This is a genomic window from Pseudomonas sp. (assembly GCF_032058845.1).
In the GTDB taxonomy this organism is placed as follows: Bacteria; Pseudomonadota; Gammaproteobacteria; order Pseudomonadales; family Pseudomonadaceae; genus Aquipseudomonas.
The window spans coordinates 1-20,477 of the sequence record NZ_DAMCCR010000077.1; the positions used below are offsets into that span (position 1 = coordinate 1).

Genomic DNA, 20,477 nt, shown 5'->3' on the forward strand with positions numbered 1-20,477 from the left:
GCTTGCGTGCCTCAGTCCGGCCGCAGCACAGCACGGCCTGCTCGGCCACCTTCACCGCTGCCGCGCCTCGGTCCAGCGGTAGCATTGCAGCGTCAGCTCGACCACCTTCACGGCTGCCGCAGTCGGTTGCGCGGTGGCACCGCGAGGCCCGCCCGACCGGCCTCACTGGCCCAGGCCAACTCAGCCCTGCTGCCCGGCCATGCCCGCGCGCGCGGCGTGCAGCTTCTTGTAGCTGTCGATCAGGCGCTGATGCCGCTCCAGGCCTTCGAGCTTCATGCTGGTCGGGGTCAGGCCGTGGAAGCGGACGCTGCCGTCGAGCGAGCCCAGCACCGCCGCCATGCGTTCCTGGCCGAACATGCGGCGCAGGTTGGCCTCGTAGTCGCTCAGGTGCAGGTCGCGGTCCAGGGCAATCTCCAGCACCACGTTCAGGGCCTGGTAGAACAGGCCACGTTCGACGGTGTTGTCGTTGTACTGCAGGAACATCTCCACCAGTTCCTTGGCCGGGTCGAACTGTTTGAGCGCCACGTGGATGAGCAGCTTGAGCTCGAGCACTGTGAGCTGGCCCCAGTCGGTGTTGTCATCGAACTCGATGCCGATCAGGGTCTTGATCTCGGTGTACTCGTCCAGCTCGCTGTTTTCCAGGCGCTCGAGCAGTGCCTTCAGCGCGCGATTGTCGAGGCGGTGCAGGTTGAGGATGTCTTCGCGGAAGTACAGCGCCTTGTTGGTGTTGTCCCAGACCAGATCGTCGACCGGGTAGATCTCCGAATAGCCCGGCACCAGGATGCGGCAGGCGGTGGCGCCAAGGTGTTCATACACCGCCATGTAGGTCTCGTGACCGAGGCCTTCCAGGATGCCGAACAACGTGGCGGCCTCCTGGGCGTTGGAGTCCTCTCCATGACCGGAGAAGTCCCATTCCACGAACGCGTGGTCAGGGGTAGCACCGAAGAAGCGCCACGACACCACCCCGCTGGAGTCGATGAAGTGCTCGACGAAGTTGTTCGGCTCGGTCAGCGCATGGCTTTCGAAGGTCGGCGGCGGCAGGTCGTTCAGGCCCTCGAAGCTGCGGCCCTGAAGCAACTCGGTGAGGCTGCGCTCCAGCGCCACTTCCAGGCTCGGGTGCGCGCCGAACGAGGCGAACACACCGCCCGTGCGCGGGTTCATCAGGGTCACGCACATGACCGGGAATTCGCCGCCCAGCGAGGCATCCTTGACCAGCACCGGGAAGCCCTGGGCTTCAAGGCCCTCGATGCCTGCAACGATGCTCGGGTACTTGGCCAACACCTCGGCGGGCACGTCCGGCAGGCACAGTTCGCCTTCGAGGATCTCGCGCTTCACGGCCCGCTCGAAGATTTCCGACAGGCACTGCACCTGGGCCTCGGCCAGGGTGTTGCCGGCGCTCATGCCGTTGCTCAGGTACAGGTTTTCGATCAGGTTCGAGGGGAAGTACACCACCTCGCCGTCGGACTGGCGCACGAAGGGCAGCGAGCAGATGCCGCGGGCTTCGTTGCCGGAGTTGGTGTCGATCAGGTTCGAGCCGTGCAGCTCGCCGTCAGGGTTGTAGATTGCCAGGCAGTGTTCGTCGAGGATCTGCGCGGGCAACGCGTCTTGCGCGCCAGGCTGGAACCAGCGTTCGTCGGGGTAGTGGACGAACGGCGCGTTGGCCAGGTCTTCGCCCCAGAACTGGTCGTTGTAGAAGAAGTTGCAGTTCAGCCGCTCGATGAACTCGCCCAGCGCCGAGGCCAGCGCGGCCTCCTTGGTCGAGCCCTTGCCGTTGGTGAAGCACATCGGCGATTGCGCATCGCGCAGGTGCAGCGACCAGACGTTGGGCACGATATTGCGCCACGAGGCGATCTCGATCTTCATGCCCAGGCCTTCGAGCAGGCCCGAGAGGTTGGCGATGGTCTGCTCCAGCGGCAGGTCTTTGCCGGCGATCAGCGTGCGCGTGGTGGAGTTCGGGTCGAGCATCAGCAGCGCCTGGGCGCTGGCATCGAGGTTCTCGACCTCTTCGATGACGAATTCAGGCCCGGCCTGCACCACCTTCTTAACCGTGCAGCGGTCGATGGAGCGCAGAATGCCCTGACGATCCTTCTCGGAAATGTCGGCCGGCAGCTCGACCTGGATCTTGAAGATCTGCTGGTAGCGGTTTTCCGGGTCGACGATGTTGTTCTGCGACAGGCGGATGTTTTCAGTGGGAATGTCGCGGGTCTGGCAGTACAGCTTGACGAAGTACGCCGCGCACAGCGCCGAGGAGGCCAGGAAATAGTCGAACGGGCCCGGCGCCGAACCCTCGCCCTTGTAGCGGATCGGCTGGTCGGCGATCACCGTGAAGTCGTCGAATTTCGCCTCGAGGCGGAGGTTGTCGAGAAAGTTGACTTTGATTTCCATGGGCGATTACCGGGTACCGTCTGAACAGAAGTGGCGGCGATTATCCGGATTTTTGCCGGGGAAGTCTTGTCCGGGGCGTGCGCGGCCTACAGCTGTCGGCGTCGGTGGATTTCTGACGCAGGGGTAGCGGCGGGTCGGCGATCTGCAATGCTCGAGCAAAGCGGCTGTTCAGCGGCCTGAGCATTTTTTCATGGTGCGAACCGGCGGCTCGGCGGTCTTGGATGGCTGACCGTTGCGCACCGCGAGCACCAGCCGTCGCCCGTGCACCGGCCCTGCCCAGCAGGCCGGTGCACTTTGCTATCATCGGCGCCTTCAAACACGCACTGGGGTGCGTGCTTTCCCCGTCGATGCCGAGTGCCCGTCCATGAACCGCCGCAAGAAGATCAATCAACTGCTCAAGGCCAACGCCAAGAAAGCCAGCGCCAAGCTGGCGCCGCGCAGCAGCAAGCCGAAGTACATCAGCAAGGCGGATCGGGCCAAACTCGACGCTGAACCTGAGGCGGTGTAAGCGCAGCGAGCCGATCGGCGCCGGTTTTCAGCAAGAGGCGTTCGCGGTACGAGCGGCCAGTCCGGCGCCCCGGTGAACGACGATAGCCGACGCAGCCGGGTCATTCGCCGCGATCACGCACGCTCTACCCGGAACAGCTACGGTTTATTGGCGCAGCGCTGTAGCACACCGCAGTAGACCCGCCGCGCTTATCCGTCCGCGCACCCTTGCGCTCACTCGTACGCCTGCACTCCCCAGCCGGAGCCCTCAATGAAACTCATCGCCGCGCAGATCGCCTGCCCCGCCCGCCTCGGCGCCGACAATCTCGAACGCCACGTGTCAGTGATCGAGCACGCCGCACGCCTGCACGCTGCTGCACTCTACTTCCCGGAACTGTCGCTGACCGGCTATTCGCCCAGCCTGGCCAGACAGCACGCCAGGCACCTTGATGACCCGCGCCTGGCAACCTTCCAGCACGCCAGCGACCGTCACCAGATGCTCATCGCCATTGGCGTGCCTACCTGGCACGCCAACGCCGTACAGATCAGCCTGGTGGTGTTCCAACCGGGCCAGTCGCCAGTGGGCTACGCCAAGCAGTGGTTACATGCCGATGAAACCGCGTTTTTCGCGCCCGGTGAGCGCAATCGCCTGTTTGACGTGCAGGGCCACCGCCTCGCGCCAGCCATCTGCTATGAGTCCCTGCAAGCTGAGCACGCGCAAGGCATGGCCGATGCTGGCGCCCAGGCCTACCTCGCCAGCGTCGCGAAATCGGCACGTGGCGTGTTGGCTGCGCAGCAGCACTACCCACACATCGCGCGCCGGCACGCCATGCCCGTGCTGATGGCCAACGCCGTGGGGCCCGTCGAGGGGTTCGCGTGCGCGGGCGGTTCGGCGGTCTGGAGCGCCGAGGGCATGCTGCTGTGCCAGGCGGGCCCGGACACAGAGGCTCTGGTGACGTATGACCTTGTGACCGGGCAGGCCGAAACGGTGGCAATGGCCTGAGCCGGGCGCAATCGGATCAAACTTTTGCCACCGCCGGGGTTCTTCTGGAAAGACAACTGATGCTTGAAGGAGCGCCCAATGAAACCGACTGATTCGAACCCAGCTGACAAAGTCCCCCGTCCGATTTCCTCCGAGCAGGCGCAGAAAGGTGAAGGCTCGCCCGATCCGGTATTGGAACAAGGCGATCCGCGCACCAAGGTGATCGACAAGGTCATTACCCCGACGTCGGTGAAAGAACTCGAAGAACAGACCCGCGAGATCAACGAGCGCCTGTGCGAGGTCGAGCAACACAAGCCGCGCTGATATGCCGTTGGTGGACTGGGCTGCAGAGCGGCCTCGCGAACGCCAGACGTGACTCGAGTGAACAGCCTCGGGCGCTCGTAGCGCGAAAGCACGCTGTATCCCCTACAGCGTGCCCACCGCATGATCCCTGAACATCCTGAGATGCCCCCCCGCACCTACATCAGACATTTCTACCTGATATTTCTACCTGATGCCGTCGATCCGTTACCCTCGGTCTTCACCGTTCAAGGGCACGTCATGTTCGATTGGGAAGATCTGCGTTATTTCTCGGCGTTCGTCAGCGCCGGTTCATTGTCCGCCGCAGCCAAGACCCTGGCCGTCGACCACGCCACCGTCGCCCGGCGTATCGCCGCGCTGGAGGCTGCCCTCAACCTCAAGCTGGTCGATCGCCGCGCCCGCACCTACCGGGTGACCGAGCAGGGCCAGCAGGTCGCGGCCTATGCCCAGCAGATGCAAGGCGCGTCCTTCGCGCTGGAACACTTCGCCAGCGCCGGCCAGGGGCAAATCGAAGGTCAGGTGGTGCTCAGCGCCCCGCCCGCCTTGCTTGGCAGCTTGATCGCGAGGCGCAGCGGCGAACTGTTCGCCCGCCACCCGGCATTGCAGCTCAAGCTGGTGGGCAGCAAGTCCCGCGCCTCGCTGGCACGGCGCGAAGCCGATATTGCCATCAGCCTCACGCGCCCGACCGAGCCGACTCTGGTGGCGCAGTTGCTCGGCCACCTGCACTACCGGCTGTATGCCTCGCCCGACTACCTGCGACGCAATCCGCCTGCGGCCTACATCGGTTACGACGCCTCGCAGGCCAAGTCCCCGCAACAACGCTGGCTGCTGCAGCAGGCCGAGGCTGGCCCCTTCGTGCTGCACAGCAACGACCCGCGCATCCAGGCAGAAGCTGCAGCAGGGGGCGCCGGTATCGTCTGCCTGCCCGCCTTCATGGCCGAAGAACACCAGCTGCAACCGGCGCCCCGCGACGGCGGTTCGATGAGTATCGAGATCTGGCTGGCGGTACACGAAGACGCGCGCGATACGCCACGGATCAAAGCAGTGATCGGCTTTATCCAATCCTGCCTGCAGCCGCTGCTGCGCTTGTGAATTTCTGCACATTACACCTGCGGTGATGGGGAATTTCCTTGAAGCCGCCTGCGCGCTACCGTAGTCAGCACTCGTTCAACGCCCACTGCGGTGGCCTCGCCAGGGTGGCCCCGCCATCCCCACAGGAGACTTCCATGCAATACGTGAAACTCGGCAGTACCGGTCTGGACATCTCACGGCTGTGCCTGGGCTGCATGACCTTCGGCGAGCCCGACGCCGGCACCCATCCGTGGACCCTGGGTGAAGCCGACAGCGGCCCGATCATTCGGCGGGCGGTCGAACACGGGATCAACTTCTTCGATACCGCCAACAGCTACTCCGCTGGCACCTCCGAAGAAATCCTCGGCAAATGGCTCAAGGCTTACACGCGCCGCGATGAAACCGTGATCGCAACCAAGGTCTTCTACCCCGCCAACATGTGGCAGGGCGACGCCCGGCCCAACGAGAAAGGCCTGTCGCGCAAGGCCATCCTGTCGGGCATCGATGCCAGCCTGCAGCGGCTGGGCACCGATTATGTCGACCTCTACCAGATTCACCGCTGGGACTACGACACCCCCATCGAGGAAACCATGGAAGCGCTGCACGACGTGGTCAAGGCCGGCAAGGCGCGTTACATCGGCGCCTCGTCGATGTTTGCCTGGCAGTTCGCCAAGGCCCAGGAGGTCGCCGCGGCCAATGGTTGGAGCCGCTTCGTGTCGATGCAGAACTACCTGAACCTACTGTACCGCGAAGAAGAGCGCGAGATGATTCCGCTGTGCCGCGATCAGGGCGTTGGCCTGATGCCCTGGAGCCCGATGGCACGCGGCCGCCTGACACGCCCACAGGGCCAGCAGACCGCGCGCATACAGAGCGATGAATCGGGCGCTTCGTTCTTCGCCGGCACTGAGGTCGAAGATGGCAAAGTCATCGATGTGGTCGAGCAGGTGGCGCAGGCGCGCGGCGTGCCGATGGCACAGGTGGCACTGGCCTGGGTGCTGAATACCCCTGGGGTGTCGGCGCCGATTGTCGGGGCATCGAAACCTGAGCAGCTGGATGATGCGATTGCCGCGCTGACATTGACGCTGACGCGCGATGAGCTCGCGCGCCTGGAAGCGCCCTACGTGCCGCACAAGGTGACAGGGTTCAAGTGATCACAGCGGGGTGCGGATCATTTCGCGCCCGGTTGTTTCAGCACTCTTCCTCGTATGCGGTCATGACGGCGCCCCGTGGCCTGATTACGAAACTCCAGCACTGTGCCGCACGGTCCGCCTCCTTCGCGGCGACTGACGACTAGCAGTGCGCCTTCCCCAAGCCAATTGTCATCACACGGGTTGTTAGCGTCCTAGCGGCCGTAGCGCAGTCAACCCAGCGCGGCAACCACTACAGCACTGGCCTGAGCCAGTGCCGCGTCACGCCAGGGCGATTTCGCGTCATTGCCGCGCGTGTACACCGCCAGCACCCACGGCGCGCGGCCCGGCGGCCAGAGCACGGCCACATCGTTGGCCACGCCGTAATCGCCCGAGCCGGTCTTGTCCCCCACCTGCCACGCGTCCGGCACGCCGGCGCGAATGCGTTTGGCGCCAGTGGTATTGCCCCTGAGCCAGATCTGCAGCTGCTGCTGCGCCGGCCGCTCGAGACCTTCGTCCAGCGCCAGGCGGCGGATGCTCATGGCCATGGCCTGCGGCGTGCTCGTGTCACGCGAGTCGTCGGGCAGCGCCGTGTTCAGGCTGGGCTCGTTCCGATCGAGGCGGAATACCGAATCGCCCTGACGACGGGCGAAGGCCGTGAGTTCGCTGGGCCCGCCGAGCAGGTCGAGCAGCAGGTTGGCGGCGGTGTTGTCGCTGTATTGCAGGGCCGCCGCGCACAGATCGGCGACGCTCATGCCGCTGCCGACGTGCCGCTCGGTCACTGGCGAGTACACCACCAGCGCGGTGGCGTCATAGACAATCTGCCGGGCCAGCAGGCCAGGCTCATCCTGGCTGCGCTGTAGCACGGCGGCGGCCAGCATCACCTTGAACGTGCTGCACAGTGCAAAGCGTTGCTCAGCGCGGTAGGCCAGATGGCGGCCGCTGCCGGTGTCCAGCCCATACACGCCGAGGGTGATGCCATGGGTTCGCTCGATCTTTTCGAACTCGGAGGCGGCGAAATTGACCGCCCAGGCCGGCAGCGCCAGCAGGGCCGAGCCGGCCAGTGCGCCTTGAAGCACGTCGCGCCGGGTAAGTGACAGGGGCATGGCAAATCTTCCACGGGAAACTGGGGTGATGAAGGCTAGAGGGTTTTGCTGGCCAAACCAAGACTGTACGAGGGGTGTGCGGCCGACCGCTCCTCCACTGTTGCGCAGTTTCTGGAAGTTACACAGTTGGTTGGAGCGGCCGGTCCGGCGCTCCGGTTGGTCGCGACAGCGGCGTAGCCGGGCCGGGCTAGGCACCACTGGACAGTCTGAAAGAGCGCCGTAGAAGCCATGAGGGCTGCTGCGCAGCCCATCGCGGTTGAAACCGCTCCAACATGTACGCATGAGCCGGAAGTTAGCGTAGGGCCTGCGATCTGCTGGGAGAATACGATCTGGTGAGGGCATGCACCTGCGCAGGAGATCCATCGAGTGTGAGATCCATCGAGTGGAAGATCCACCCATGTGGGAGATGTACCTAAGTGGGAGATCCACCCATGTGGGAGCGACTTCAGTCGCGATGGCCGGCGTAGCCGGCCCAGACCAGGCACCACTGAACAACCTGACAGAACGCAGTAAAAGCCACTGGCGCCAGGCAGCAACCCGAACGCTCTACTGAGCCAAGCCGGAACGTCAGTCCTTGTTCTTCTTCTTTTTAAGCTTCTTCAGACGCGCGGCCGCTTTCTCCACCGTGGTCTTTTTTTCAGACCGCTTCATCCCACGCCAGCCGCGAATTTCTTCCTTGCTGCGGCCACAGCCCACGCACACTTCGTGCTTCAGTTGGCAGCGCGATACGCAGGGGTTTTCGATCTCTTTGGCCATTGCACGGTTCCAGATGAGTAGAAAGGCGGCGCGCAGTGCGCTGATCGAGGCAACAAATGCCAGGGCAGCACGAGGCGAACAAGGTTTGGACCTCCAAGGCCCGCAGTTGATCGCACCGATCATTGCAGCATGCAGGCGGATAACGGTCGCGCTCGACCGGGCAAGCCCCGTCTCGCCGACCGCTATACACTGGCGCCACTTCACCACGAGAACCACGCCATGTCGCTGCGCGCCCTGCGGACCCTCCTCGCCATCGCTCAACACGGCTCTTTCGTGCGTGCCGCCGAGGCTGTGCACCTCACCCAATCGGCCGTGAGCCTGCAGGTGAAGTCGCTGGAAGATGACTTCAACACGCACCTGTTCGATCGCAGCCGACGCGTGCCGGTGCTCACGGATGCGGGCCATGTGGCGGTCGAGCGCGCGCGGGAGATCATCGCCCTATACGACGGCATCGCGGCGGAGATCGGCGGCGACAGCGAGCTGCGCGGGCGCCTCAAGATAGGCGCAATCCACACCGCACTGGCAGGCTGCCTGCCGGCCGCTCTGGCCGCACTCGGCACCGAGCACCCGCACCTGCGCCTGACCATCGCCTCGGGCATGTCGGCTGAACTGGCCGCCCGCGTCGAGACGGGCGAGCTGGACGTGGCCATCACCACCGAGCTGGTCAAACCCCACCCGTATGGCCTGGTAAGCACAGCTTTGTACGAAGAAGGCTTCTGGATCGTGGCGCCGCAGGCCTACGCCGGCCAGGATCTGCAGGCGCTGCTGGCGCAGCAACCGTTCATACGCTTTGACCGCCGCGCCTGGGCCGGACGCACCATCGAACGTGAACTGCGCCGCATGCGCCTGCGGGTGCAGACCAGCATGGAGCTCGATAGTCAGGAAGCCATCATCCAGATGGTTGCCGGCGGCCTGGGGATGTCCGTCATTCCCCTGGCCTGGGCACAGGTCCAGCGCCTGACCGGGCTGGTCTGTGCGCCTTTCGGCACCCCACAGACCACACGCCGCGTGGTGCTGCTGGAGCGCGAGGATCGGGCATTGGGCAGGCTGGCCGCAGCACTCGCCCACGCCGTGAGCGCGCATGCGCCGACACGGTGAACCATGAGAAATACTCGTCGGTTACGCAGTTTTTAATCGTTTTTATTTCAGCGACAAAGTTTCTATCGTGATGCCCATCACCACCTCGCGGACCGCGCCATGAACCAGATAGAAACCCAGCCATGCACAGCGATGCCCAGCCATGACGGCTGAGCTGCTGGTCGCACTGGCGCCGATTGCCCTGCTGATCATGCTCGGCGCCTGGCTCAAGCACAGGCACGTACTGGCAGACAGCTTCTGGGCGCCAGCCGAGCGCCTCGGCTATTACGTGCTGCTGCCGTCGCTGTTTTTCCATGGGCTGGCCACCGCCAGGCTAGACGGCTTGCCGGTGTCGGGGATGATTGCCACGCTGGTGCTGTCGACTGCAGGGGTGGCGTTGCTGCTGGTGGTTTCACGCAGGTGTCTCGGCAGCGACGGCGCAGCGTTCACCTCCGTGTTTCAAGGCGGCGTGCGTTTCAACAACTATGTGGGGGTCTCAGCGGCCGCCGGGCTGTTCGGGGCCCAAGGCATCGCATTGGCGGCAGTGGCGAATGCCGCCATCGTGCCGACCGTCAACATCCTCTGCGTGCTGGTGTTCGCCCGTTATGGGGCGGCCGGAAAGATGCCCGCGGGCAAGGTGATGAAACAGCTGGCGCTGAACCCGCTGGTGCTCGCGTGCTTCGGCGGCATCGCCGTGCAGCTCTCCGGCCTGGGGCTGCCGGTGGTCATCGAGCCTGTACTCAAGGCGCTGGGGCAGGCATCGCTGCCGCTGGGGCTATTGTGCGTGGGCGCTGCACTGGAACTGGGCAGCGTACGCCGTTGGGTGCGGCCCATTGCGACGGCTTCAGGGGTGAAGTTCCTGGTGATGCCGCTGGCGACCGTGGTGGCGTGTCACCTGTTCGGTTTGAGCGGCAAGGCGGCCATCGCCGCGCTGCTGTTCCAGTCGCTGCCGACCGCCTCGTCGTCCTACATCATGGCGCGCCAACTGGGCGGGGATGCCCCGCTGATGGCCGGAATCATCGCTTGCCAGACGTTGCTCGCCGCAGTGGCGTTACCCGTGAGTGTGATTGTGTTGAGCCCCTGGCTTTGAGCAGCGCATTGGACGGTGGTTTCAGCTTGCCGACGGCTGCGACATTTCCATGTCGTCCATGATGGCTTTGGCGAATGCGCTCAGGTAACCCGCTGCGCCGAGCAGCTTGTGGTCGTCCTCGAGGTCGCCCTGTTCGACGAGATGGTTGATGTAGCCCAGCAGGATGGAGACGTGTTCCAACGTTTCCTCGGCTGGCGTGTGGGGCTTGACCCGTAAGCGTGGACATCTCTTCACAGACCAAATGCGCGCAGTATCTGGTTCATTGCAAGCCGTCATAGCAATACCCTCCATTGGCGCAGAGCACAGTCATCTGGCCAGTGTTTGACAAACTGATGAGACGCAGTGAGAGAAGGTGGATCAGGGACGGGCTTTTTCATGGGGATACCTGAATGCAGAAATAGGCTGCACCGTTCGTTTCCACACGTTGGGTGGCAGCTGTACGCGGGGTGGAAAACCGAGCGCATTCAGAAACCCGGCAGGCACAGGGCCTCCCGCGTACAGCCGCCATTGACGACAACCTCTGAATACTTGCGCGGGTTTCCACACCCGGCCACTGAACCAGTGACCGGGAAAGCCTAGAGGGCAAGGATTCCTGGGGCAATCAGACGGGAGTCGACAGGCTGCGTAGGATATTTCTCGGCGCAGACGATGGACAGGGGATTGTTGTAGGAAAGCGCCTAAGCGTATGTAGGAGTAATTCTGCTAGTAAGGTTTAGAGCACTGACCTGTTGAGCCTGGACTAAGGCCATGATCAATGGCACCCAGCGCCGTCGTAGTTACTGAAAGCCCGCTCGTCGTCCTACATCATGGCGCGCCAGTTGGGCGGGGATGCCCCGCTGATGGCCGGAATCATCGCTTGCCAGACGTTGCTCGCCGCAGTGGCGTTACCCGTGAGTGTGATTGTGTTGAGCCCCTGGCTTTGAGCAGCGCATTGGACGGTGGTTTCAGCTTGCCGACGGCTGCGACATTTCCATGTCGTCCATGATGGCTTTGGCGAATGCGCTCAGGTAACCCGCTGCGCCGAGCAGCTTGTGGTCGTCCTCGAGGTCGCCCTGTTCGACGAGATGGTTGATGTAGCCCAGCAGGATGGAGACGTGTTCATAGGCCCCTGCACTGGGCACGTTGCAGGCCACGCGGAATGCCGGCAGGTTCCTCGTCCCTGTATTCGGAGGAGTGCAGGATTGCTCTAGCGAGGCTGGGCAAGAATGATCATTAGCCATGTGTGCACCCCCAGTTATTGAGGCTATGAGCACAATAGCGGATGACTCCCGAATACTGGCCTGTGAAACGGCAAGGTGGATCTGGGACTGCTTTCTTCATCTGGGCACCATGCAAGTTTGAGTGCCACCCTTTAGCTTCCACGCATCAGGGTGACAGCTGTACGCAGGGTGGAAGACCGGAGCATGGTGAACCCGGTAGGTCCGAGGACCTCCCACGTACAGCTGTCATAACTGCGACAACCATGCTGACTTCCAGGCTTCCACACCCGGCCACTGAACCTTTTCAGCGACCGGGCAAGCCTAGAGGGCAAGGATTCCCAGGGCAATCAGACGGGAGTCGACAGGCTGCGTAGGATATTTCTCGGCGCAGAGGATGGACAGGGGATTGTTGTAGGAAAGCGCCTAAGCGCATGTAGGAGTAATTCATCTCATAAGATTTACAGGACTAACCTGTGAAGTCTTGCCAGCGCCCATGACAACAGGCTCAGCGCAATCATGGCTAGCTAAAACCAACTCCCGCACAAGTTTTCCAACTGCGCAAAAAGTTGCACAGCTATTTACTGAAATCCCTGTGGATAATTGGCTACAGGCCTCGCACGTTGCGGCATTCAGCTTAGTGCGCAAGAACTTGCACAGCACTGCGCAACTTCTTGCGCAATTTCAGCGGATTTTTGCGGTAAATTCCCGGTAAATAATCTTACAAAAATCGTATACCCATGATTTAGATAGAAAATATATAGACTGGCATGATGTTTGATAACTAAATTTGCCCACCCGCTTTTTATCGCCCGGCCATTGTTACTTATCAACAGGGAGCATCTACCATGACCAAGCCAGCGTACAGGTCGGTTAACCAGGCCGCTAATAGCGCGAACAGGCACCACTGTTTTGCGAAGCGGTCGCACGTGATCGGCACTCCGCGCCTAATCAAATGGCGCCTCTGGCCGGCCTTGGTAACCGAATACGGCACGAAACTCCAACACGCACCCGATCTGCAGGGCTTCCCTCAGGTGCTTGAACAGGCAGCGCTCAGCCCCACACAACGCTTGCTGAAACTGCGTCGCCGTTGGTTGCCGACCAAAACGGAGTCTTTCGCATGACGACTCGAGCACTTGAGAAAATCCGCAACCTGAACGCCGCCGACCAGGCTGCGAAAAGCCAGTTCGGCAGCGAAGACCTGTCGAGCCCTGTCAGCACCTGCCCAGCGCGCCATGCGGACATCTTCGTGGTGCCCTGCCGCTACGCCATGGCCGAACAAGGCGCCGAACACGCCGATTTTGCACCGCCCTGCCCGACCCGAAGTCACGAGATGGCATTGCGCCGTTTGCGCGCGGGCTATGTGTACCTGTGGCATGGCAACGGGCCGCTGCAACGCTATGCGGTGGCGGCCGATGGTCTATTGCTCGAGCAAGCGTTGACCCAACCCCATACCGTGCTCACAGCAGGCGCATTGGCCGGCCTCGCGCTGAAAAAGAACACCGATGCCTGGATGCTCTACAGCGAAATGCCCTTGAGCCAAGCCGCTTGCGAGCGCCTGAAAAACAGCGATGAGCGGCGCCAGCGCATGCGCCGCATCGGCCTTGTGCAGATTGCCCGAACCCTCTCAGCCACACGCTGCCCGCCGCTCGCCAAAGCGCCAGAGGTGATTGCCGAACTGATGCCGGACGTGCGCGAACGAACCCTGGCCCATGATTTTCAGGAGAACGGCGCCCAGTATCGTGCGGGCAGCGAAGCCTTGGGTGAAGCCATGTTCGCCAAGCCTACGGCGGACAACGTCAAAGCCTACCTCGACAGTCTCGAATGGCTACACGCGCTTGAAGCTGTGGCCGGCAAGCAACCGCCTGGGCAACGGGTAGAAGCGCCTGGAAGCTGGAGCGCGAGCCCTTGGGCGCTCAGACCCGCTCAAAGCTGGCTTGATGCTGCCCAGCAGCAAGCTGGGCCGCTATACGGCGTTTTTGCTGCGCTGGATGATGATCTGGGGGTGTTGCGGGATATCAATCATGAGCAAGAAGCGGTTGAAGCGGGTCATGAGCAGTGGGTTGGCGACAACAATCTACGTCTGAGCGTCGGCGGGTTTGTTCGCAGCCTGATTACCGAAGACGGAGCCGAACTCGCCAGCACGCTCAGCTACCGCTACAAGGCGCGTGACATCACCGTTACTCCTGATCAGGGGCGGATCCTGCTCGATGCCCAGCATCAGCTGGATGATGAGCTCAAGGCCGAAACCAAGGCTCGTCAGTATGGTGGCCAGCCAAGCAAGGTTGGAGCCGACGCGCGTGATGCACGTATTGCCAAGATCCTTGCGCCTGTGCGGGCCTTTATTCCGGCAGATTTGTACACCGAAGCCGAATGCCTGGTACGTGAATACCGGGCCGAAAAACAGGCCAACCTCGATAGCAAGTTCCTCAGTGCCAAGGTGAGTGAGTACATTGACCTGGATGCGATGAACGCCTGGTTGGAGACTACAGCCCCCCTGCACTTCCAGCAGGTAGAACAACGTCATCAAACGCTGTTTATCGACCGCGAGGCCTACCTCAAGCGCTCAGACAACGGCACCTGGTTTGTCGATTACAACGACCTGGAAACCCGCCACTGGCTGACCGAGATGGCCACCGCTTGCCTGACCGGCCAATGCATTCGTGCCCAGGGCGCCGAGCAGTACGCCGATTATGTGCGGGCAGCGGATGGCGCCGCATTGACGCAACTGTTCCGCGCCTGGACACCCTCGATTGAGGCGGGCGTTAACAACGTTACCCGCATGGGCGAGTTGATGGCGGCACTGGCATCCGAAAATATCGCTGCAACTCATCAGGCGCTTGCGCCATTGACGGCCCCGATTCTGAATGACCTCGCGAGCATGGCCCGAGATGCCAATAACCTCTGGAGCATTCTGGTCAACCGGCTGGCGGCCAGTTTGCTGTTGCTCAAAGGTGACAACACCTTCAGCAGTGCCTGGCTTGGTGTTTTCGTGACCGCTCGCTTGGGCAGCGATACACGCTTGCAGGCGATCACAGAAGGGGGTCGACAGGTCTGGAAGCTATTGGGACAAAAAGCCGAAGGGGTGAGTCAGTGGGCGAGCGCCACCGGAAAAGCCATCGGAACTGGGCATGTGGCAGGTATCGCGAACTCTCCTGCGGTGGCCAATAGCGGTGGTGTCATAGCACTGGCGGCGTTGTTGCTGAACACGTTGAACGCGAGCAACTATTTAAAACAGGCTGCAGCTATGGAGGGGATGGACGAGCAGCGGGTTAAGGATACAGTTTCAGCTTCTTTATATGCCGCTGCTGCGTTGGTGGCAGTGGTTGATCATCAAGTGCGGAAAGGGCTTGGAGTTGAAACCTTAACGTACAAAAGGTCTGATGGAAGAGTTTTTATAGGACCAACACTTACCTTATTTGGAGGGGTTATCGGCGGCTTTTCAGCCTATGCAGCACTCGAGGAATTCAGATCCCTAAAACTACAGCTTGAAGTATCACAAACGCACATCGATCCATGGTTATCGATGCGCAAGACAGTTGTAGCGGGTCAGATCACAGTTTTTACTGCCCAGGCGCTACTAGGCATGATTCAGACACTGCGAGCCTTTACCGGCCTAATAACAGTCGGAGCCGCCATCACGAGTTATGCATTGTGCATGGGCCCGTTGAGCTGGCTGATCGCGATATTGGGGGTGCTGTACCTAGTCAGCTGGTTTTTTCAGCAGACGCCCTTACAGAACTTCCTCAACTCATGCTGCTGGTCAAAATCGCGAGCCGGTGATCTCGGCCCTATCCCAGCATTAATCCAGCAGCGTGAACTCGATACGCTATACGGCATCTTGTATACACCGCGAGTAAGCATGGTAAGCAGCTCGGTGACGGTCGGCTCAAACGGTCCATCTGGATTCACCTCTCAGAGCTCCATAGATGCCCTGACCGTTGATCTGCCAGGCGCCGATCCTGACAGTATCTACCTTGAGCTAACCATGGCCGGCGACCCAGTCGACACGCAGGCGTCTCGGGACCTGATCAAAAACAGCCCGTACTCGGCCTATAAGGCACCGCGGCCATGGCGAGATCTGACGTCGTATTGGCTGGAAACCAGTTCCTGCACATGGATACCCTTCCAAGAAGGTCAGGGTTTGCGCCTGAGTGGCATATTCAAGCCTCTGGCGAACGTCTTCAATACCCCACCGAGCACGCTATTCGTACGATTGCGCTATACCACACCCCTGATCGAAATGCTGAGCGGTGCCAGATTTGTCGGTGGAGCAGCAGGGGTGGCCTTTAACGTGAGCAGTGATGCCGGAGTAATTGCCCTTCGGGACGATCCCACACCTGAACTGGATCGTATGCCAAGTTATTTACTCGGAGACAAGCAAAAAAGTTCCATTTACCTGCAGCCCAAGGAAAAAAAATGAATACCCCACCTGCAGGCACTACAGAAAAACGGTTGTTTTCACGGAATGATTATCTAGCACCATTGCCAATACCAACAGGGCGGAAGCCATGTGATGTACTTAACACCATCTGGCGGAAGAACGATGTATTTATTGATATAGGTAATTACAGTATTGGCTCAGCGGTGATTGTACTTTGGCCGACGGTGATGCTGTTTTTAGGAATAGCTTACGCTTTTGATGACCCTGGGGCTTTGATATTGGGGGCATGCATTACAGGCGTTCCTATACTCATGATAGTCCACAGCCTATTTCGCAAGGTCCCCTCCCCCGTACGCTTCAATCGGCAACGCCGTGAAGTATGTGTGCCACGCGAGAATGGTGAATACTGGATTGTGCCCTGGGAGAGCGTCACGGCGGCAGCCACGCAACACTCCTCGGTGAGCCAGGCCGGGAGAACGTCCATGGGCCTGTTACTTGTTGGCTTCGATAATCCTGACCCGCACGCTAAAGAAGATAACAAACATTTTTGTCTCGGTTTCTACTGCGGCGGTGGCACTACAGCGATGGCGCTCTGGGAATGCATGCGCAGCTATATGGAAATAGGGCCAGAAGCGCTACCGATCACAAATGACTACGAGACCGGACCAGAAAATATGAGTGGCGCATATGTATTCTGGGATGCTTGTCGTGATTACATTATTGCAGTCAGCCAGCATGTGCGCGCTCTGGAAATTGGCAGATTATTGGGCCTGATTTCGAGTACCGTTTTTTTGGGTGGACCCCTCGCCGCAATGTTGCAAATATGGAAGCTATCACCGCCACCAGACCTGCTCTACCCCGAGATTATAGAATGGTCCAAACCCATACCACCCGAGCAATGGGCCAAACGTTCCCCAGAGCTCGAAGCCGCTATCGCCAAGCGTGAAGCCGAACTGGCTGGACTTAGCAAATAAAAATCATGAGGGCCGGACTACAAAATATCACCCTGCACCCAGGAGAGGGCCAACATCCAGTGCAGGGTTTGAATCAACATTTCAGATTCTGGCCCCCAAGGATAAATCATGAATTCAGCCTCGCCTCACAGCCGAAAACAGATGTGCTCACGAAAGTGACTACCCCCCCAGTAATGCCGACCGGGCAAACGCCTAAGGACGTATTAAAGAAAGCCTGGTGTAGGAATGACGTTTTCTAAACATGGCTTATTAAAGATTCGACTCCGTGACCATAACTATTTAGCCAGCATTAAAAATGAGCATTTTTTTATAGGGTGCAGACAGTTTAGATGGCTGTTTTGGATGAGTGTTAACGCTGACATTATTTATTCTCGCTCCCCGTTTTTTTTCAGGCCAACCCCAGATTCGCCCGAAGGTGATCGTCTAGGCATTACAGCGATCACCGCTCCAGCTGACTGTTCCAGTCAGGCTTACGTCGCCCGGGCGCCTACATGCCCCTTTGACCTCACGCACAGCGGGGCGCAAGAGGCGATAATCAGCTGTTAGCTCACGAGGAAGAATCACGCGCTTGAAACATCACAAGGGGCGCTGAGCGGTGACTCCCCCACGCTCGCGATCGTTCCTGGTGTGAAGCCCTTCCAAGCTCTTCCCTTAAAGACATCATCACTCCCCCCGCACCGGCATCCACTGCCCCACCGCCCAGAGCACCTCCAGCACCAGCACCGCCCAGATCAACCCCGTCGCCCCCTGCCCCAGCGCATATCCCTGCCAGCACGCAAACAGCACTCGGCCTACCGCGTCATAGCGCCCGAACCGCTGTTGGGGATGGCGAATCCGCAGCCACGCCCAAACGCACACGATCGATCCCATCAGATTGGCCATCATTATCTGCACCGGCCCGAACGCGGGCAGCTCCCCGCTCAGCCCCAGCGCCTGGTGCAGATGGCCCAGTTGCCCGTGCAGCAGCATGAATGTCCAGGGCGTGGCAAAGGCCGCAGCCACCAGCAGATCGTAAACACCACTTGCCCGCACCAGTTTCAGATAACCCTGCTTGCTCCACATGTGCATTCCTTGGTTGGTCAATGAAGCGGGCAGGCTAAAGCCTGGGGTATGCTCCAAGGTCAAGCACTTTTCAGGAGGCGATCGATGCGCATTGGCGAGTTGGCCGACGCTTGCGGTGTAAGCCGCGACACCTTGCGGTTTTATGAGGCGCGCGGGCTGATCCAGTCGCGCCGGCTGGGTAACGGCTATCGCGACTACCCCGCAGAGACCGTGCAGTTGATGGACTTTATCCGCAATGCGCAACGCCTGGGCTTCAGCCTTGGGGAAATTGGCAGCAACGTTGATCGTCTGTGGCAGGCCAGCGACCCCGATCAGGCAGTGGCGCAGCTCCTGGAGGAAAAACTGGCGTTGATCGAAGCGCGCTTGCTGGCGCTGCAACACCTGCGCGACAGCTTGCGCCAGAGCCTTGCCATGGCCTGCCCACTGCGCAGTGGCGAGACACCGGTCCTGACCCGATAAGTGTTGGCGTTCAGGCACACTCGCGGCCGCTCAGGGCAACCCCCTCCGCCCGGTTTGAGCGGCGCCCACGCCAGGCCATGCCCAGGACCATCAGCAATCCCAACGCAGCCATCGCGGCGCCGGCGGGCGGTAAAGCGGCGTAGCTGAAATCGGCCTGGATCACCGCGCCACCCAGCGCCGCGCCCACTGCGTTGCCGAGGTTGAACGCACCGATGTTGACGGCCGACGCCAGGCTGGGGGCGTCTTTGGCGGCCTCCATTACGCGCATCTGCAACGGCGGCACCAGCGCGAAGCTGGCAGCGCCCCAGACCACCACCGCCAGCGCGGTCGGCAACGACCACGGCAGCAGGGCCGGCAGTACCAGCAACACCATAATCAGCAGCACCAGCGAAACCACCAGGGTGCGGTCGATCGAGCGGTCCGCTGCCTTGCCGCCCCACAGGTTGCCCAGGGTCAGGCCGATGCCGAACAACACCAGCATGGCGGTGACGAAGCCGGTCGAGGCGCCGGCTTCGGTGTGCAGGATCGGTGCGATGTAAGTGAACACGGTGAACATGGCGCTCGAGCCCACCACCGTCAGCGCCAATGCCGCCAGCACCTGAGGCCTGCACAGCACGCGGAGTTCTGCCAGCGCCCCGGCGTTGACCGGCGCAGGTATACGGGGCAGCGCCGCCCACAACGTCGCGATGGCGACCAGGCCCAATCCGGCAATGCCCCAGAACGCTGCACGCCAACCGAGCTGTTCACCGAACCAGGTAGCCAGCGGCACCCCGCCGATGGTGGCCAAGGTCAGGCCGAGGAACATCGCGGCCACGGCGCCTGCACGTTTGTCGGCAGGCACCACACTGGCCGCGACGATGGCGCCGATACCGAAGAAGGCGCCGTGGTTCAGCGAGGTGACCAGGCGCGCGGCCAGCAGCGTGAAGTAGTCGTCGGCCAGGGCAGCCATCAGGTTGCCCAAGGTGAAGATGGCCATCAGGCCGATGAGCAATGGCCGGCGGCCCAGGCGCGCGGTGGCCAGGGTCATGAGCGGCGCGGCGATCAGCACGCCCAAGGCGTAGGCGCTGACCAGCAACCCCGCGGCGGGGATCGACACGCCGAGGTCACTGGCGATGCCGGGCAGCATGCCCATCGGTGCGAACTCGCTGACGCCGATACCGAAGGCACCGAGGGCCAAGGCGATGAGGGGAGGATTGACGCGCATGAAAGGACTCCTTATCTGTTCCGCCAATGCTACGATTCGCCCGTTCGCGGCACTAGACTGCCGCGAGGCCAATCACTTTTGCCTGAGAAGCACGAATGGACATCAGTGGTCGATCCGGAGAGATGGATGTTTTTGCACGCGTGGCCGAGGCTGGCAGCTTTTCTGCCGCTGCACGCGCCCTGGGCCTGACGCCTTCGGCTGTCAGCCGCGTCGTGGCGCGTACCGAACACCGCCTAGGCACGCGCTTGCTGCTGCGCACCACCCGCGCCATCACCCTGACGCCCGAGGGCGAGGCGTACCTGCGTGGGGCGCGGCGCATCCTCGCTGACCTGCAGGAAGTCGAAGAAGCAATCACCGATCAAGGCGTGCCGCGCGGGCGGCTGCGGGTCAGTGCGGCGCTCGGTCATGGCCGCCTCAGCGTGGTGCCGCTGGTAACCGCCTTCAGCGCGCGCTACCCGCAGGTGACCGTCGACCTGGCGCTGGGCGATGAAGTGGTCGACATCCTCGCCGGGCAAGCTGACGTTGCGGTGCGCTTCGGCGCCCTGCCCGACAGCGCCTTGAGTGCCCGGCAGATCGGTGCCACCGGGCAAGTGGTGGTGGCCTCTGCCGAGTACCTGCAGCGCTGTGGCGCCCCGCAGCAGCCCGAAGACCTGGCCCGGCACAACTGCCTGCGCTTCAACTTCCGCCGCGCAGCGCCGCACTGGCCCTTCCGCCGCGACGGCGAGGATTTCTCCCTGAACGTGACGGGCAATATCGAGTGCAGCAGCGGCGAGGCCCTGGCGCAGTTCGCGCGGCTT

The 20,477-nt window shown here is 61.6% G+C and carries 17 protein-coding genes and 2 pseudogenes; 12 read left to right on the forward strand and 7 right to left on the reverse strand.

Translation table 11 applies throughout. From position 1 onward, the window contains the following. Positions 1-180 precede the first annotated feature (180 nt). A complete protein-coding gene (locus RT028_RS14710; protein WP_312935860.1) occupies positions 181-2,385 on the reverse strand; it encodes an OsmC domain/YcaO domain-containing protein in 2,205 nt (734 codons plus the stop codon). Between the two features lie 364 nt (positions 2,386-2,749). Between RT028_RS14710 and RT028_RS14715 the strand changes: the two genes are divergently transcribed. From RT028_RS14715 to RT028_RS14735, 5 genes are all read left to right on the forward strand, one after another. Beyond that, positions 2,750-2,893 carry a DUF2986 domain-containing protein gene (locus tag RT028_RS14715; RefSeq protein WP_312935875.1) on the forward strand — a complete coding sequence of 48 codons (144 nt, stop codon included), beginning with the start codon at positions 2,750-2,752 and terminating at the stop codon, positions 2,891-2,893. Positions 2,894-3,142: 249 nt separating this feature from the next. Further along, the gene (locus RT028_RS14720) at positions 3,143-3,874 is read left to right on the forward strand and encodes a carbon-nitrogen hydrolase family protein (protein ID WP_312935861.1); all 732 of its coding nucleotides are present in this window, start codon (positions 3,143-3,145) and stop codon (positions 3,872-3,874) included. A 78-nt stretch (positions 3,875-3,952) separates the two neighbouring features. Then, positions 3,953-4,177 (forward strand): hypothetical protein, encoded by a 225-nt coding sequence (locus tag RT028_RS14725; RefSeq protein WP_312935862.1) that lies wholly within the window; start codon positions 3,953-3,955, stop codon positions 4,175-4,177. A gap of 237 nt (positions 4,178-4,414) precedes the next feature. Next, the gene (locus tag RT028_RS14730; protein ID WP_312935876.1) at positions 4,415-5,266 is read left to right on the forward strand and encodes a LysR family transcriptional regulator; all 852 of its coding nucleotides are present in this window, start codon (positions 4,415-4,417) and stop codon (positions 5,264-5,266) included. 134 nt (positions 5,267-5,400) lie between these two features. Further along, positions 5,401-6,396, forward strand: coding sequence for an aldo/keto reductase (locus RT028_RS14735; protein WP_312935863.1), 996 nt, complete (start codon positions 5,401-5,403; stop codon positions 6,394-6,396). A gap of 209 nt (positions 6,397-6,605) precedes the next feature. On the opposite strand, the gene bla is transcribed toward RT028_RS14735, so the two are convergent. Continuing rightward, positions 6,606-7,478 carry a class A beta-lactamase gene (gene bla, locus RT028_RS14740; RefSeq protein WP_409567262.1) on the reverse strand — a complete coding sequence of 291 codons (873 nt, stop codon included), beginning with the start codon at positions 7,476-7,478 and terminating at the stop codon, positions 6,606-6,608. A 567-nt stretch (positions 7,479-8,045) separates the two neighbouring features. Continuing rightward, complete coding sequence (locus RT028_RS20385; RefSeq protein WP_409567263.1) at positions 8,046-8,495, reverse strand: DUF1289 domain-containing protein; 450 nt, start codon at positions 8,493-8,495, stop codon at positions 8,046-8,048. Between RT028_RS20385 and RT028_RS14750 the strand changes: the two genes are divergently transcribed. Together RT028_RS14750 and RT028_RS14755 are read left to right on the forward strand one after the other, a co-directional pair. After that, a complete protein-coding gene (locus RT028_RS14750; RefSeq protein WP_312935865.1) occupies positions 8,454-9,332 on the forward strand; it encodes a LysR family transcriptional regulator in 879 nt (292 codons plus the stop codon). The two genes, RT028_RS20385 and RT028_RS14750, sit on opposite strands and share 42 nt — an antisense overlap. Positions 9,333-9,474: 142 nt before the next feature. Continuing rightward, positions 9,475-10,401, forward strand: a complete 927-nt coding sequence (locus RT028_RS14755; RefSeq protein ID WP_312935866.1) for an AEC family transporter — start codon at positions 9,475-9,477, stop codon at positions 10,399-10,401. 21 nt (positions 10,402-10,422) lie between these two features. Here RT028_RS14755 and RT028_RS14760 read toward each other — a convergent pair. Continuing rightward, positions 10,423-10,617: pseudogene (locus RT028_RS14760) on the reverse strand (DUF3077 domain-containing protein); the annotation flags it as partial. A gap of 563 nt (positions 10,618-11,180) precedes the next feature. Here RT028_RS14760 and RT028_RS14765 point away from each other — a divergent pair. Continuing rightward, a pseudogene (locus RT028_RS14765) lies at positions 11,181-11,324 on the forward strand (AEC family transporter); the annotation flags it as partial. A 21-nt stretch (positions 11,325-11,345) separates the two neighbouring features. Here the strand turns inward: RT028_RS14765 and RT028_RS14770 are convergent. Then, the gene (locus tag RT028_RS14770; RefSeq protein ID WP_312935867.1) at positions 11,346-11,621 is read right to left on the reverse strand and encodes a DUF3077 domain-containing protein; all 276 of its coding nucleotides are present in this window, start codon (positions 11,619-11,621) and stop codon (positions 11,346-11,348) included. Positions 11,622-12,717: 1,096 nt separating this feature from the next. Here RT028_RS14770 and RT028_RS14775 point away from each other — a divergent pair. Together RT028_RS14775 and RT028_RS14780 are read left to right on the forward strand one after the other, a co-directional pair. Next, positions 12,718-16,020 (forward strand): toxin VasX, encoded by a 3,303-nt coding sequence (locus RT028_RS14775; protein ID WP_312935868.1) that lies wholly within the window; start codon positions 12,718-12,720, stop codon positions 16,018-16,020. Further along, on the forward strand, positions 16,017-16,955 hold the full coding sequence (locus RT028_RS14780) for a hypothetical protein (RefSeq protein WP_312935869.1): 939 nt from the start codon (positions 16,017-16,019) through the stop codon (positions 16,953-16,955). The genes RT028_RS14775 and RT028_RS14780 overlap by 4 nt, the downstream gene beginning before the upstream one ends. A 663-nt stretch (positions 16,956-17,618) precedes the next feature. On the opposite strand, the gene RT028_RS14785 is transcribed toward RT028_RS14780, so the two are convergent. Then, a complete protein-coding gene (locus RT028_RS14785) occupies positions 17,619-18,017 on the reverse strand; it encodes a hypothetical protein (protein ID WP_312935870.1) in 399 nt (132 codons plus the stop codon). Positions 18,018-18,101: 84 nt separating this feature from the next. On the opposite strand from RT028_RS14785, the gene RT028_RS14790 reads away from it, so the two are divergent. Next, the gene (locus tag RT028_RS14790) at positions 18,102-18,476 is read left to right on the forward strand and encodes a MerR family transcriptional regulator (protein WP_312935871.1); all 375 of its coding nucleotides are present in this window, start codon (positions 18,102-18,104) and stop codon (positions 18,474-18,476) included. A 10-nt stretch (positions 18,477-18,486) separates the two neighbouring features. Here the strand turns inward: RT028_RS14790 and RT028_RS14795 are convergent, their stop codons facing one another. Then, complete coding sequence (locus RT028_RS14795) at positions 18,487-19,680, reverse strand: MFS transporter (protein ID WP_312935872.1); 1,194 nt, start codon at positions 19,678-19,680, stop codon at positions 18,487-18,489. 95 nt (positions 19,681-19,775) lie between these two features. On the opposite strand from RT028_RS14795, the gene RT028_RS14800 reads away from it, so the two are divergent. Beyond that, positions 19,776-20,477, forward strand: a 702-nt coding sequence (locus tag RT028_RS14800; protein WP_312935873.1) for a LysR family transcriptional regulator, incomplete at its 3' end; no start/stop codon positions are given.

What these genes read in the sequence shown, in the direction of transcription:
- RT028_RS14730 (WP_312935876.1), top strand. Translation starts at nt 4,415, where the DNA reads ATGTTCGATTGGGAAGATCTGCGTTATTTCTCGGCGTTCGTCAGCGCC.
- RT028_RS14755 (WP_312935866.1), top strand. Translation starts at nt 9,475, where the DNA reads ATGACGGCTGAGCTGCTGGTCGCACTGGCGCCGATTGCCCTGCTGATC.
- RT028_RS14720 (WP_312935861.1), top strand. Translation starts at nt 3,143, where the DNA reads ATGAAACTCATCGCCGCGCAGATCGCCTGCCCCGCCCGCCTCGGCGCC.
- RT028_RS14775 (WP_312935868.1), top strand. Translation starts at nt 12,718, where the DNA reads ATGACGACTCGAGCACTTGAGAAAATCCGCAACCTGAACGCCGCCGAC.
- RT028_RS14780 (WP_312935869.1), top strand. Translation starts at nt 16,017, where the DNA reads ATGAATACCCCACCTGCAGGCACTACAGAAAAACGGTTGTTTTCACGG.
- bla (WP_409567262.1), bottom strand. Translation starts at nt 7,478, where the DNA reads ATGCCCCTGTCACTTACCCGGCGCGACGTGCTTCAAGGCGCACTGGCC.
- RT028_RS14795 (WP_312935872.1), bottom strand. Translation starts at nt 19,680, where the DNA reads ATGCGCGTCAATCCTCCCCTCATCGCCTTGGCCCTCGGTGCCTTCGGT.
- RT028_RS14710 (WP_312935860.1), bottom strand. Translation starts at nt 2,385, where the DNA reads ATGGAAATCAAAGTCAACTTTCTCGACAACCTCCGCCTCGAGGCGAAA.
- RT028_RS14790 (WP_312935871.1), top strand. Translation starts at nt 18,102, where the DNA reads ATGCGCATTGGCGAGTTGGCCGACGCTTGCGGTGTAAGCCGCGACACC.
- RT028_RS14770 (WP_312935867.1), bottom strand. Translation starts at nt 11,621, where the DNA reads ATGGCTAATGATCATTCTTGCCCAGCCTCGCTAGAGCAATCCTGCACT.
- RT028_RS14750 (WP_312935865.1), top strand. Translation starts at nt 8,454, where the DNA reads ATGTCGCTGCGCGCCCTGCGGACCCTCCTCGCCATCGCTCAACACGGC.
- RT028_RS14735 (WP_312935863.1), top strand. Translation starts at nt 5,401, where the DNA reads ATGCAATACGTGAAACTCGGCAGTACCGGTCTGGACATCTCACGGCTG.
- RT028_RS14715 (WP_312935875.1), top strand. Translation starts at nt 2,750, where the DNA reads ATGAACCGCCGCAAGAAGATCAATCAACTGCTCAAGGCCAACGCCAAG.
- RT028_RS14725 (WP_312935862.1), top strand. Translation starts at nt 3,953, where the DNA reads ATGAAACCGACTGATTCGAACCCAGCTGACAAAGTCCCCCGTCCGATT.
- RT028_RS14785 (WP_312935870.1), bottom strand. Translation starts at nt 18,017, where the DNA reads ATGTGGAGCAAGCAGGGTTATCTGAAACTGGTGCGGGCAAGTGGTGTT.